At 66.6% G+C, this 12,775-nt stretch carries 10 protein-coding genes and 1 riboswitch; of the genes, 9 read left to right on the top strand and 1 reads right to left on the bottom strand.

What is annotated here, in order from left to right; genetic code table 11:
• Positions 1-50: 50 nt before the first annotated feature.
• The 3 genes from ABFK29_RS11755 to ABFK29_RS11745 are packed head-to-tail and all read left to right on the top strand — an operon-like array spanning position 51 to position 3,057.
• Complete coding sequence (locus tag ABFK29_RS11755; protein WP_005863011.1) at positions 51-1,496, top strand: extracellular solute-binding protein; 1,446 nt, start codon at positions 51-53, stop codon at positions 1,494-1,496.
• 59 nt (positions 1,497-1,555) lie between these two features.
• Positions 1,556-2,653, top strand: a complete 1,098-nt coding sequence (locus ABFK29_RS11750; protein WP_005863010.1) for an ABC transporter ATP-binding protein — start codon at positions 1,556-1,558, stop codon at positions 2,651-2,653.
• Positions 2,650-3,057 (top strand): putative quinol monooxygenase, encoded by a 408-nt coding sequence (locus tag ABFK29_RS11745; protein ID WP_005863008.1) that lies wholly within the window; start codon positions 2,650-2,652, stop codon positions 3,055-3,057. Before ABFK29_RS11750 ends, ABFK29_RS11745 begins: the two co-directional genes overlap by 4 nt.
• 10 nt (positions 3,058-3,067) lie before the next feature.
• On the opposite strand, the gene ABFK29_RS11740 is transcribed toward ABFK29_RS11745, so the two are convergent.
• A complete protein-coding gene (locus tag ABFK29_RS11740) occupies positions 3,068-4,555 on the bottom strand; it encodes a xylulokinase (protein ID WP_005863006.1) in 1,488 nt (495 codons plus the stop codon).
• Between the two features lie 261 nt (positions 4,556-4,816).
• Here ABFK29_RS11740 and ABFK29_RS11735 point away from each other — a divergent pair, with 261 nt between their 5' ends.
• From ABFK29_RS11735 to ABFK29_RS11710, 6 genes are all read left to right on the top strand, one after another.
• Positions 4,817-5,437: a glucose-6-phosphate isomerase family protein gene (locus ABFK29_RS11735; RefSeq protein WP_005863004.1), complete on the top strand. Its 621-nt coding sequence runs from the start codon at positions 4,817-4,819 to the stop codon at positions 5,435-5,437.
• 30 nt (positions 5,438-5,467) lie between these two features.
• On the top strand, positions 5,468-6,427 hold the full coding sequence (locus ABFK29_RS11730) for a shikimate dehydrogenase family protein (protein ID WP_005863001.1): 960 nt from the start codon (positions 5,468-5,470) through the stop codon (positions 6,425-6,427).
• A gap of 47 nt (positions 6,428-6,474) precedes the next feature.
• Positions 6,475-7,344: a MurR/RpiR family transcriptional regulator gene (locus ABFK29_RS11725; protein ID WP_005862999.1), complete on the top strand. Its 870-nt coding sequence runs from the start codon at positions 6,475-6,477 to the stop codon at positions 7,342-7,344.
• A 464-nt stretch (positions 7,345-7,808) separates the two neighbouring features.
• Positions 7,809-8,939: a metallophosphoesterase family protein gene (locus ABFK29_RS11720; protein WP_005862997.1), complete on the top strand. Its 1,131-nt coding sequence runs from the start codon at positions 7,809-7,811 to the stop codon at positions 8,937-8,939.
• Positions 8,936-11,542 (top strand): AAA family ATPase, encoded by a 2,607-nt coding sequence (locus tag ABFK29_RS11715; protein WP_005862996.1) that lies wholly within the window; start codon positions 8,936-8,938, stop codon positions 11,540-11,542. Before ABFK29_RS11720 ends, ABFK29_RS11715 begins: the two co-directional genes overlap by 4 nt.
• Before the next feature lie 100 nt (positions 11,543-11,642).
• Positions 11,643-11,847, top strand: a riboswitch (cobalamin riboswitch).
• A 142-nt stretch (positions 11,848-11,989) separates the two neighbouring features.
• Entirely contained in the window at positions 11,990-12,775 is a 786-nt protein-coding gene (locus ABFK29_RS11710) for a DUF4198 domain-containing protein (protein WP_040605089.1), read from the top strand.

The raw sequence follows: 12,775 nt of genomic DNA, 5'->3' as shown, positions 1-12,775 counted from the left end.
ACTTAACAAAGGCCCCGGAGGAGGGGCAGATTTCCAAGGGAGGAAACATCATGCTGAAATCGTTGAAACTCTCGGTCGGGGCGCTGGCCCTGTCCACGGGTGCGGCGCTGGCCTGCTCGCCCGACTACACGGGTGTCGAGATCACCGCGACCACCCAGACCGGCCCATACATCGCCTCGGCCCTGACACAGGCCGCCGAAGCCTGGTCCGAGAAGACCTGCGGCACCGTGAAGGTGGTCGAGTTCCCATGGTCGGAGCTTTACCCCAAGATCGTCACCACGCTGGCGGCGGGCGACGACTCCTTCGACGTGATCGCCTTCGCTCCGGCTTGGGCTCCCGACTTCACGCCCTTCCTGACCGAGATGCCGGCCAAGTTCCAGGAAGGCGAGGCATGGGAAGACATCGCGCCGGTCTATCGTGAACAGTTGATGGTCTGGAACGACAAGGTCCTGTCACAGACCATGGACGGCGACGTTCACACCTACACCTACCGCATCGACCTGTTCGAGGACGAGGCGAACAAGACCGCGTTTAAGGAGAAGTACGGCTACGACCTCGCCCCGCCGAAGACGTGGACCGAGTACCTCGACATCGCCGAGTACTTCCAGGACAACGTGGACGGTGTCTACGGCACCGCCGAAGCCTTCCGCCGCGGCGGTCAGCAGTTCTGGTTCCTGTTCTCTCACGTGGCGGCCTACGCCAGCCACCCGGACCTGCCCGGTGCCATGTTCTTCGACCCGGACACCATGGACGCCCAGGTGAACAACCCGGCGTGGGTGCGTGGCCTCGAAGAGTACATCCGCGCTTCCAAGCTGGCGCCGCCGTCGGCGCTCAACTTCTCCTTCGGTGAGGTCAACGCGGCTTTCGCAGGCGGTCAGGTGGCACAGTCCATCGGATGGGGCGACACCGGCGTGATCGCCGCCGACCCGGAGCAGTCCACCGTCGCGGGCAATGTCGGCTCTGCCGTGTTGCCGTCCTCGACGGAGGTCTACAACTACAAGACCGGCGAATGGGACACCTTCGACGAACCCGTGGACACCTCCTTCATGGCGTTCGGCGGCTGGCAGGCTGCGGTTCCTCAGTTCTCCAAGAACCAGGAAGCGGCGTGGGACTTCATCTCGACCCTCTCCAGCCCCGAAGTCTCGGGCGAGGCCACCGTCACCGGCGGCACGGGCGTGAACCCCTACCGGATCTCGCACACCACCGACATGGAGCGCTGGTCCAAGCTGTTCTCCGAGCGTGAGGCGACCGAGTACCTGGGCGCGCAGCGCGACGCCGTGACCGCGGACAACGTCGCTCTGGACATGCGTCTGCCCGGCTACTTCTCCTACACCGAGATCCTTGAGATCGAGCTCAGCCGCGCGCTGGCTGGAGAAGTCACCCCGCAAGAGGCACTGGACACCGTGGCCGAAGGCTGGAACGAGCTGACCGACCAGTTCGGCCGCGACGCACAGCTTGCCGCCTACCGGGCCTCCATGGGCCTGCCGCAGAAGTAACCCGACGGGGCGGCCCCACGGCGGGCCGCCCCTATCGCGACATTCGGAAAGACCCCCACATGGCAACCATTTCGCTGAACGGCGTGACGAAATCCTACGGCGACCTTCAGGTCATCCCGCCGATGGACCTGGAGATCCGCGACGGAGAGTTCGTCGTGCTCGTCGGGCCTTCGGGCTGCGGCAAGTCCACCACGCTGCGGATGATCGCGGGCCTCGAAACGGTGACCGGCGGCGCCATGCACATCGGCGACCGCGAGGTCACGCACCTGCGTCCCGGCCTGCGCAACTGTGCCATGGTGTTCCAGAGTTACGCCCTTTATCCTCACATGTCGGTGCGCGAGAACATCGGTTACGGCATGAAGGTCCGTGGTACGCCGAAGGCCGAGGCCGCCGAGGCCATCGACAACGCCGCACGCATCCTGAACCTGACCGACTACCTCGACCGCAAGCCCGCAGCCCTGTCCGGGGGGCAGCGCCAGCGCGTCGCCATCGGGCGGGCCATCGTGCGCGATCCCGACGTCTTTCTCTTCGACGAACCGCTATCCAACCTCGACGCCAAGCTGCGTGTCGAGATGCGGGTGGAAATCAAGCAGCTTCACCGACGGCTGAAGACAACCATGGTCTACGTCACCCACGATCAGGTCGAAGCCATGACCATGGCCGACCGCGTGGTGGTGCTGAAGGACGGCATCATCGAACAGGCCGCCGACCCGATTACGCTGTACGAACGGCCCGCCAATGCCTTCGTCGCCGAGTTCATCGGCGCGCCCAGCATGAACATGCTCGAAGGACGGATCGAGGGCACGGGCGACACTCTGCGCTTCGTCGGGACGGAGGGGCTTTCCTTCGACATTCCCGCCGACCGCACCGCCACGCTTGCCCCGCTTGCCGGAGAGGACTGTCTGCTGGGCATCCGGCCAGAACACACCGCCGAGGGCGAAGGCGGTATCGGCGTGACGGTCGAGGTCGTGGACATCGAACCGCTCGGGCCGCATACGCTGGTGATCGGACAGGTTGGCGCGCGCAAGTTCACCGGGCAGGCCCGCGCTGATACGCCCACCCGTCCCGGCGACCGTGTACCGATCCGGTTCGATCCCGCCAAACTCCACTTCTTCCGCGCCAGCGACGGCGCAGCCATCCGCGAGGACACAGCATGACCGCTTCCATCGACAGGTTCATCGCGCTTGAGGCTTTCGAGCACGTGCACCCCGACCGCGTCGCCGACTACGAGACCGCAAGCCAGGCCATCGACGACAAGGTAAAGGAGACCGAGCCGGGGATGCTGGTCCACGCCCTGACTGTCGCCGCCCGCGCCGACGACCGCGTGACCTATCGCTGGCTGGAGGTCTTCACCGATTTGGCTGCGCTTGAGGCGCATTTCGCCAGCCCCCACGTCAAGGCCCACGGCGCGCATCTGACCGGCGACGGTATCCTGCTTTCGCCGGTCGAGATCGTCCTCTATGTCGACTGGTCGGAGGACGAGAAGGCCGAGATCAACCAGCGGCTTGGCGGCGCGCTCACCTTCGCCGAGGTACGGTCGGGCTTCTACCGCCCCGACTGAGGGTCACGCCTCAGACCAACCCATCCATGTCCGCCAGGATCTCCTGCGCGCTGTCGTAGAGCCGCGCGTAGACCGGCATCATGCGGTCGTAGACTTCGGCCCAGGCGGGATCGGGCTGCACCTCGTCGGCAAAGCGCACCATCTGCGCCGCCGCCGCGTTCAGGTCCGGGGAATCCCCCGTCGCGACTGCCATTAGCGTCGCCGCTCCCACGACGCCGCATTCCAGCTCTTCGGGGACAAGATAGGGCACGCCGTACATGCTTGCCTTGATCTTTAGCCAGAGCGCGTTCTTCGCGCCTCCGCTCGCTGCCACGATCCGCTCTGGCCGCCCCTGCCCGCCTTGCAGTCCGTCGAGCCGTTGTCGCACGGAAAACGCCACGCCTTCCAGCACGGCGCGGTGCAGTTCCGGCAGACCGTGGCTGGCCGTGAGACCGAAGAACTGCGCGCGGCTGCGCGGGTTGAAACGTTCGCCTGACAGATATGGCAGGAAGAACAGCGCATCCGATCCGACCGCCGCCTGCGCCGCGTCTTCAGCGATCCGGGCATAGCTGCGGTCGTTGTCGTGAAACGCGCGCCGCGCCCACCGAACCGCATCGCCCCCGGCATCCAGCAGCGTCATGGCCCCCCAGTCGCCGCCCGCGGACAGAACGTTCGAGATTTCCGGATCGATGACCGGCGCGTCGTGCGTCAGGGTGATGATCGTCGAGGTGCCCGTCACGTCCGAACCCATGCCGGGCCCGATCACGCCGGACCCGAGCAACGCCATCGGATAATCGCCCGCGCCCACCAGCACCGGAATGCCTGCGTCGAGCCCAAGCGACTGACCAACTTTCGGCAAGAGCGGGCCGAGGATGTCTCCGGCGTCGTGCAGCGGCGGCAGGAGCGCGGGATCGATCCCGGTCAGCCGGCACAAGTCGTCCGACCAGTCGCGGCTGCGCCAGTCCATCAGGAAAGAAAGCGAGGCCTCCGTCCTGTCCTGCGCAAGTATGCCCGTGAGGCACAGGTTGATCCAGTCCTTCGGCATCAGAACCGCCGCCGTGCGGGCCATGGCCTGCGGGTCGTTTTCGGCGATCCAGGCAAGCTTGAACGCGGGCCAGGCCGTCGCCGGCATGTTGGCGGCAATGTCGAGGTATGCGCCCTGCCCGTTGCGGTCAGCGAACGCTGTCACCTGCGGTGCGGTGCGCTTGTCGTTCCAAAGCGGCGTGGTCTGTCGGGTCAGGCGACCGTCCCCGTCCACCAGAACCGTACCGTGCATCTGGCCACAGGTGCAGATCGCCGCAACCCGCTCGGCAGATCCCTTCACATCGGCCAGCACCGCGCGGATGGTCTCCTGCGTGCCCCGCCACCAGTCGGCGGGACGCTGTTCCGACCAGCCGAACTGCGGGACGATCTGTTCGTGCTCGCGGTGCGCGAAGGCAAGGATGCGGCCATCCCGCCCCACGAGGGCCGAGCGCAACCCGCCGGTGCCGACATCGATGGCCAGATACAGGTCGCGCATGGTCTCTCCTCCGAATGGTTCGCTTGCCGGGCAGAGTGCCGACAGGACGTCCAACGCACAAGCCCTACGTAATAAAACTACACCGCCACACTTGCCTCCGTTGCTGCAGGGAATATTTTTTTGGATACCCCCCCTACAAAGCTCGAAAAAGTGACCAAAGGGCGCCGCCCAATCGAGCCGTGCCGACAAGCCACCTTGCCAAAAGCACCTCAGGCCCTTAACACAATGTAGTTAAACTACCAAAAACGCGAAGGCCCGACGATGTACCAGCCCCCCACCGCCCATGTCATCGACCCGTCGACCGGTCACCTGAGCGCCGCGACCGGGCGGTATGAAAAACGCTTGTCCGATCTCGCGGGCCTGTATGCAGACACCGGCGCTTTCGAAACTCTGACAGCAGAGAACCCTGACCGCATCGTCTACGTCGTCCACGAGGTCCGCCCGCAGCAGGAAACCGGTGACTTGATCTTTGGCACGACCTGGATGGAACCGGGGCGCGTCGGACAGGAGTTCTTCATGACCCGCGGCCATATCCACGCCACCGGCAACCGCCCCGAGACCTACTACGGCGAAAGCGGTGAAGGCGTCATGCTGCTGGAAAGCCCCGAGGGCGAGACACGGGCCCTCGAAATCCGTCCGCGCGTCATGGTCTACGTGCCGCCGATGTGGATTCACCGGTCGGTCAACACCGGCCCTGAGCCGCTGGTGATGAGCTTCTGCTATCCCAGCGACAGCGGCCAGGACTACGGCATCATCGAACGCTCGGGCGGCATGGCAAAGCGTATCGTCGCCGGTCCCGAGGGATGGGAAGCGATCGGGAACGCGGCCTACCGCCCGCGCACCCGCGCCGAAATCGACGCCGTGCTGGCAACAGCGGCCTGACACTGCACAACTCCCCAAGAGCGAGACACCATGACCCCGGCCGATAAACCGACCTTTTACTTCATCGGCGTCACCACCGGCGCATCGTCCATCATGCGGGTTTTCCCGAAATGGGCCGCCCACCTGCGTCTGGGGGATGTCGCGATCAAGGGCATCGACCTGAAGCCGCACGACACGGTGGACAACTACCGGGCCGTGACACGTTTCATCAAGGAGGACCCACTCAGCCTCGGCGCGCTGGTGACCACGCACAAGCTGGACCTCTACGCCGCCTGCGCCGACCTCTTCGACGAAATCGACCCGCACGCACGGCTGATGGCGGAAACCTCCTGCCTGTCGAAGCGTGACGGGCGGTTGATCTGTCATGCCAAGGACCCGATTTCCTCGGGCCTGGCGCTTGACGGGTTCCTGCCCGCCCACCATTTCGCTGAAACCGGCGCGGAGCTGTTGTCGATGGGGGCCGGCGGCTCGACCATCGCGCTCACATGGCATCTTGCCCAGCCGTCGCGGGGCGCAAACCGGCCCGCGCGGATCGTCGTCACCGACCGGACTCGATCCCGGCTCGACCACATCCGCGCGATCCACGAGTCTTTCGGCTGCGACATTCCCTGCGACTACGTTCTGGCAGACCGGCCCGAGGTCAACGACGCACAGATGGCGTCGCTGAAACCCGGCTCGCTCGTCGTCAACGCCACCGGGCTGGGCAAGGATGCCCCCGGCTCTCCGTTGACCTTCGACGGCGCCTTTCCCCAAGACGGCATCGTGTGGGAGCTGAACTATCGCGGCGACCTCGTCTTCCTCGATCAGGCGCGGGCGCAGCAGGACGCCCGCGACTTGCAGATCGAAGACGGCTGGACCTACTTCATCCACGGCTGGACGCAGGTCATAGCCGAGGTCTTCGACGTCGCCATCCCGACCTCCGGCCCGGATTTCGATGCCATCTCGGACATCGCGGCAGAGGCGACGGGGCGCGTGCAGGCGAAATCCTGACAGCCGCCAGCACGTTTGACCACAGCGACCGGGGAAGGAAGGCCACGATGCACAACGCGCAGACGCCGAACGACAATCTGCTGGAAGAGATCGTCCGGCATCGCGACGAGCTGCGCAAGTCCGACCGACGGGTGGCCGACGTCATCCTCGACCGCCCCGAAGAGGCGGTCGCCATGACGCTCGCCCGGCTGGCCCGGGCGTCAGACGTCTCCGAACCCACGGTCATCCGCTTTTGCAACGCGATCGGCTGCGAGGGTTTCCGCGATCTGAGGGTCCGACTGGCACGCAGCCTGGCCTTTGCGCGCACGACTTCTCACACCGCGATCAGCGACGCCGACGACCTTGCCGGCATCGTGACCAAGATCTTCGATTTCAACCTCTCGAACCTCAACTGGGCGCAGTCCCGGCTGGACACCGCACGGATCGGGGACGCGGTGGATCTGCTGGCCACGGCAACGCGCATCGAGTTCTTCGGCTTCGGCGCTTCCGGTATCGTGGCCCGTGACGCCCAGCAGAAGTTTCCGCTGTTCGGGGTCCCCTGCGGCGCGCCATCCGACGCCCACCAGATGTTCATGACCGCCGGGATGCTCCGGCCGGGCGACGCGGCAGTGGCGATTTCCAATACCGGCCAGACACGCGAAGTCGTGGCGGCGATGGCCACCGCACAGGAGCGCGGCGCGGCGACAGTGGGCATCACCGGACAGGCGGACAGCCCGCTTTGCCGTCATTGCGACGTCACGCTGATGGTCGAGACGCTGGAGAACACGGATATTTACACGCCCACCGTCTCGCGGCTGTCGCACCTCGTCGTCATCGACATCCTGTCAACCGCCGTCAGCCTGCGCCGTGGCGAGGCCCATCACGACAGGGTGGCCCGGATGAAGACCGAGTTGGCCCGGCTGCGCGGCACACGCTGAAGCGGGCTCATGCGAGGCGACATTGCCGGGACGTGGCATCTGCCGTCTTCCGACGGGCCAGAAGACAGGGTTCCAAACGCATTTGCGGCGGTAAGAAACCGGCCTGCCGGTTTTTCATGCGTTTTCATCGACATCACCTGAACGCCGATGAAGCTCTGACAGCCGCCATAGACCGCGGCGGGGCCTGCGGCACTCCGGCAGATGGCGCGCTCATGAAACCGATGCCGGTTCTTGGCGACCGAAAAGCCGGCGATGCACTTGTGTCTCCGGCGGCCGGCCCTGTTCATACGGAGACCGAACAAGGCTTCACCCACTTGGAACGCCGCCACGAATATGGTTCTCTGCACCCTCCGTGCCGTACCGGGAGGGCGGGCAGTGTCGCATGGGCCGCAACAGGTTCTGCCCCCTGCCCAAAGCTGGGATCCGTTCCCGCAACGGCAAGGGGCACCTAACAGGAGCAGGCGATGGCATTCCGTTTCATCCACACATCCGACCTGCACATCGGACGGAAGTTCGCCAACATCCCGCAGCCCGGCGACGGCAACATACGGGGCCGCCTGATGGAAGCCCGCCACGCGGCGATTGCCAGGCTGGCTGAGGCCGCGCGCGCACGCGGCGCCGGCCATGTCCTTCTGGCCGGCGACACGTTCGACACGGCCACGCCCTCGGCCCCGGTGATCCGTCAGGCGCTGGCCGCCATGGCCGAGGCGGAGGGCGTGATCTGGTGGCTCCTGCCCGGCAACCACGACAACATGCGCGACGCCGAACCGCTGTGGGACACGATCCGCAAGGACGGCCCCGCGAACGTCATCCCCGTCACCGAAACCGCGCCACGACACATGAGCGATGAGGCGGTCCTTCTGCCCTGCCCCGTCGCCTACCGCGCCCCGGGCAGCGACCCGACGGCGGCGCTGCCTTCCATGGCCAGCGAAGAAGGACTGTTGCGCATCGGTCTGGCGCATGGCGGCGTCACGGATTTCACCAACTCCGGGGACACCATCGCGCCCGACCGGGACCGCAGTGCCCGTCTGGACTATCTTGCGCTCGGCGACTGGCATGGCAGGCTCAGAGTGTCGGACCGGGTGCACTACAGCGGCACGCCGGAACAGGACCGGTTCAAGCACGGTCAGCGCGGGGTCTGCCTCTCTGTCACTCTTGACAGACCGGGCGCAGTTCCGGACATCGAAGAGGTCGCGACGGGATCGTTCCTCTGGCAGGAGACACCCTTGCCCCTCACCGCTCGGCAGGACGCCGCCGCGGCATTGACCGAGGTTCTGCCTGCGACGGGACGTCGAGACATCCTCCTGCGGGTCGCCGTCTCCGGCTGGGCGAATCTGCCGCAGCAGGTCGCTCTCCGCAATGCCGCAAGCGACGCCGCCCCCGACTTCGCCCATTTCGAGTTGCGGACCGACGCGCTCGGCGCGCTGTTCGAGGCCACCGACCTCGATGCCATCGACCGGGCGGGCGCGCTGCGGCTGGCGGCGGACGGGCTGATGGCGGAGGCCAACGCGGACGACCTGTCGCAATCGGAACGGGACGTGGCGGCCGATGCTCTGGCCCGGCTGTACGCCTATGTGCGCGAGGATATGGAATGAAACTGCGCAGCATCACCCTGAACAATGTCCGCCGGTTTACCGAACCGGCGCGGGTCGACGGGCTTGGCGACGGGCTGAACGTGCTCTGCGAACCAAACGAGCACGGTAAGTCGACCCTCTTCGATGCCATTCAGGCCCTGTTCTTCAAGCCACACGGCTCCCGCGACAAAGAGGTGTCATCGCTCCGCCCCCACGCGGGCGGCGCGCCCGAAGTCACGGTCGAGCTGGAGACCGCCGATGGCCGTTTCACCCTGACAAAACGCTGGTTCCAGAAGGCGACGGCGACGGTGCATCAGGGCGACCGGCTGATCGCGCAGGCAGATGCCGCCGAGGCCTGGATCGCGGACCTGCTGGGCGGTGACGCCGGCGGTCCGTCCGGGCTGATTTGGGTGCGTCAAGGGGTCACCGACCTGACGGCCGGCACCACGAAGGAACGGCAGGCCGCGCTCGAGGCCCGCCGCGATCTGATGACTTCCGTCGGGGACGAAGTGGAGGCAATGACCGGCGGACGGCGCATGGACAGGGCGCTGGCGCGATGCCGCGACGAGTTGGCGGCACTCGCCACCGGCACCGGCAAGCCGAAGACCGGCGGCGCATGGAAGGCGGCCATCGACACGGTGGAGGCGCTGACTGCGCAGGAGCAGGACCTTGCGGCAACGGCGCGCGACCTTCATGACGCGCTGGCGGAACGCAAACGTGCACGGCGCGACCTTGCCGAGTGGGAAGCCCCGGACGCGGTGGCCGAGCGCAGCGCAAAGCTGGACGCCGCCCGCGCGGCCCACACCGCCGCCGTGCGCCATGCAGAGGAACTCGACGCGGCGGCCCGCAAGGTCGAAATGGCCCGCCTGACGGCAGAGGCGGCACGCGGGAAGCTTGCGTCCCTGCGCGAGGCAACCGCTGAACGGACAGAGGCCGCGCGCCTCGTCGATGCAACCGGCGCGGAGAAGGAGGCGGCGGGCGCGGCGCGGGACAAGGCGCAGGCCGCCCGCGATGCGGCACAGAAGACATTCGACGCGGCAGAGGTCGCGCTATCGAAGGCCGAAGGCACCCGAACTGCCGCGCAACGGGCGGAGGCCGCGCGCGAAGGTTCCGAACGTCGCAAGGAGCTTGAGACCCGCATCGCGCAGGCCGAAGAGATGCGCCGCAGGATGGAGACCGCCGCAGCCGCCCGCTCCGGTCCCGACGCCACGGCCCTTCGCCGGATCGAGACACTGTCCAATACCCATGCCGCCGCCGTTGCCGCGCACGACGCCACGGCCACGCAGGTTGTGGCCCACTACGCGGCAGGATCCCAAGGTGCGATCCGTTTCGGTGACGCCCCGCTGCCGGACGGTCAGGCGGTCCCCGTCGCCCGGACCACCCGCTTCGACATAGCCGGTGTCGGGCAGTTGGAGATCCGCCCCGGCGACACCGGGCGCGACGCCGACACTGTGGACGCTGCGGCCCGCGCCTTGCGTTCGGCGCTTGAGGCCATCGGAGCCGCGACCCTGGAAGAGGCCCGTGACGCCGCCGCCGCCCGGACCGAGGCGGAGCGGCAGCATGCCGAAGCGAAGGCCGTGCTGCAAAGCCTCGCCCCGGATGGCATTGAACAGCTTCGCGCGACGCACGCCCGCATCCCTGTCCCGGTTGAGGATGCGGACATGCCCGACCTTGCGCAGGCAGAGGCGGAACTGGTCAGCGCGCGCGAAGAACGGGACCTTGCCCGCGGCGCGCTCGACGCCGCCAACGAACGGCTGGCCGATACCCGGGCTGAGGTGCTGCGCGCCGAAACCGCCCTGACTTCGCTCAAGGACCGTCTGAAGCGCGCCGAAGACGCGGTGGCGCGGGCTGGCGGCGCGACAGAGGACGATCTGGCCGCGACCCTGTCAAGGATGGAGGCTGCTCTTGCCGAGGAGCAGGCCAAACATGCGGCCAAGGCCAAGGACGCCCCCGACACCGCCAATACGCGCGCAACGCTGACTCGGGCGGAATCCGTGGAAACCCGCGCACGCGACGAAAGCGCCCGTCTGAAGCTTCTGCTCGCCCGGCTCGAAGAACGCATCAGCCGCTCTGCCGGTGACGCGGTCGAGGAAAGGCTGGCCGAGACGGTGGAAAAGCTGACATCGGCCCGCGAGACCCTGACGCGGATCGAGCACGAGGTGGCTGTGCTTCGCAAGCTCGAACAGGCGCTTGAAAAAGCCCGCAACGAAGCCCGCGAACGCTATTTCGCGCCGATCGCCCGGGAACTGAAACCGCTCCTGCACCTGCTCTGGCCGGACGCCGAGCTGACATGGGGAGAAGAATCCCTGCTGCCCGATGCGCTTTTGCGCGACGGCCAGAGCGAGCCGGTCGACATCCTCTCCGGCGGCACGCAGGAACAGGTGGCATTGCTGGTCCGGCTGGCCTTTGCGCGCATGTTGTCCCACGCGGGGCGCACTGCGCCGGTGATCCTCGACGACGCGCTGGTCTTCACCGACGACGATCGGATCGAGCGGATGTTCGACGCGTTGCACCGCCAGGCGGGCGACCTTCAGATCATCGTGCTGACCTGCCGCCAGCGCGCCTTCCGCGACCTGGGCGGCCATGCGCTGAGCATCGCGACAGTGGCTCCGGAAGACGCCTGACGAGCCCTCGCTCGGAGGGCCCAACAGTGGACCACACATCTGTCCGGTCCCTGCTCCGCGCTTCACAAATTAGCAATTGACCGGGCGCGCGCTTTTCTGGCAAGGAAATCGCATGTCCGGTTCCGGAGTTTTCACGCTTCGGAGGAAAGAGGGAATGCAGTGCGGCACGCGAGTGCCTACCCTGCAGCTGCCCCCGCAACTGTAAGCGGCAAGCAGGGCTGATATGCCACTGGAGAAATCCGGGAAGGCCAGTCCAGATGCGATGACCCGCGAGCCAGGAGACCTGCCGGACTGGCGCCTCAGGAAGAGGCGCTTTCAACCGGACGCCGGGGTGCGCGTCTGGCCTCGTGCGCAGGCGGGTCATTCCGCCGCGCGGATGGGGTCGAGTGTTCCCCGCGTCCAGAAACGACGCGCGCCGGGTGTGGCGCAGTGGACAAGGACGGCTTCATGAAACTCACTTTTGGTGCACTTGCGGCGTGCATCGCGTTTCCGGCGATGACACAGGCGCATTTCCTTCTCGAATATACGACGGACACGATCATCGACCGACCGGGCGACGTGCCGGTCAAGCTGATCTTCTGGCACCCCTTCTCAAACGGCCACGTGATGGAGATGGAAACACCCGAGGAATTCTTCATGGTGCATCACGGCAAGCGCACCGATCTTCTGGACACCCTCGAACCGACGGCCTTCACGGGGTCCGCGAACGAGGCGGCGGCCTTTCTGGGCAACGTCCCGGTCAAGCGGTCGGGCGATTATGTCCTCGTGACGGTCCCGCAGCCCTACTTCGAGGAATCCGAGGACACGTACATCCAGCAGTACACCAAGGCCTTTCTGAACCGCAGCGAATTGCCCACCGACTGGATGAACCCTGTTGGCCTGCCCGCAGAGATCCTGCCGCTGAACAAGCCCTACAACGTGTTGGCGGGCTCCACGTTCACCGGACGCGTCCTGTCCGACGGCCAACCCGTCGCCGGTGCCGAGATCGAGGTCGAGTTCATGGCGGCAGAGCCGGACATGGAACGTGCGCGCGCCACCGACCCGGTGGTCAGCCCCCCGCCCGGTGGCGCGGTCGTCGTCATGTCCGACGACAACGGGTACTTCACCTTCGGCATTCCCAGGGCCGGACACTGGGGCTTTGCCGCGCTCGGTGTCGGTCCCGCAACCGAACACAAAGGCAAGGAACTCAGCCAGGATGCCGTGATCTGGATCCGCGCCTGGGAGCTGGAGTAA

The organism is Sagittula stellata E-37, assembly GCF_039724765.1.
Lineage (GTDB): Bacteria > Pseudomonadota > Alphaproteobacteria > Rhodobacterales > Rhodobacteraceae > Sagittula > Sagittula stellata.
Note: the sequence above shows the minus strand (reverse complement) of the source record. Positions and strands in the feature narration are given on the sequence as shown.

What these genes read in the sequence shown, in the direction of transcription:
- ABFK29_RS11755 (WP_005863011.1), top strand. Translation starts at nt 51, where the DNA reads ATGCTGAAATCGTTGAAACTCTCGGTCGGGGCGCTGGCCCTGTCCACG.
- ABFK29_RS11750 (WP_005863010.1), top strand. Translation starts at nt 1,556, where the DNA reads ATGGCAACCATTTCGCTGAACGGCGTGACGAAATCCTACGGCGACCTT.
- ABFK29_RS11745 (WP_005863008.1), top strand. Translation starts at nt 2,650, where the DNA reads ATGACCGCTTCCATCGACAGGTTCATCGCGCTTGAGGCTTTCGAGCAC.
- ABFK29_RS11740 (WP_005863006.1), bottom strand. Translation starts at nt 4,555, where the DNA reads ATGCGCGACCTGTATCTGGCCATCGATGTCGGCACCGGCGGGTTGCGC.
- ABFK29_RS11735 (WP_005863004.1), top strand. Translation starts at nt 4,817, where the DNA reads ATGTACCAGCCCCCCACCGCCCATGTCATCGACCCGTCGACCGGTCAC.
- ABFK29_RS11730 (WP_005863001.1), top strand. Translation starts at nt 5,468, where the DNA reads ATGACCCCGGCCGATAAACCGACCTTTTACTTCATCGGCGTCACCACC.
- ABFK29_RS11725 (WP_005862999.1), top strand. Translation starts at nt 6,475, where the DNA reads ATGCACAACGCGCAGACGCCGAACGACAATCTGCTGGAAGAGATCGTC.
- ABFK29_RS11720 (WP_005862997.1), top strand. Translation starts at nt 7,809, where the DNA reads ATGGCATTCCGTTTCATCCACACATCCGACCTGCACATCGGACGGAAG.
- ABFK29_RS11715 (WP_005862996.1), top strand. Translation starts at nt 8,936, where the DNA reads ATGAAACTGCGCAGCATCACCCTGAACAATGTCCGCCGGTTTACCGAA.
- ABFK29_RS11710 (WP_040605089.1), top strand. Translation starts at nt 11,990, where the DNA reads ATGAAACTCACTTTTGGTGCACTTGCGGCGTGCATCGCGTTTCCGGCG.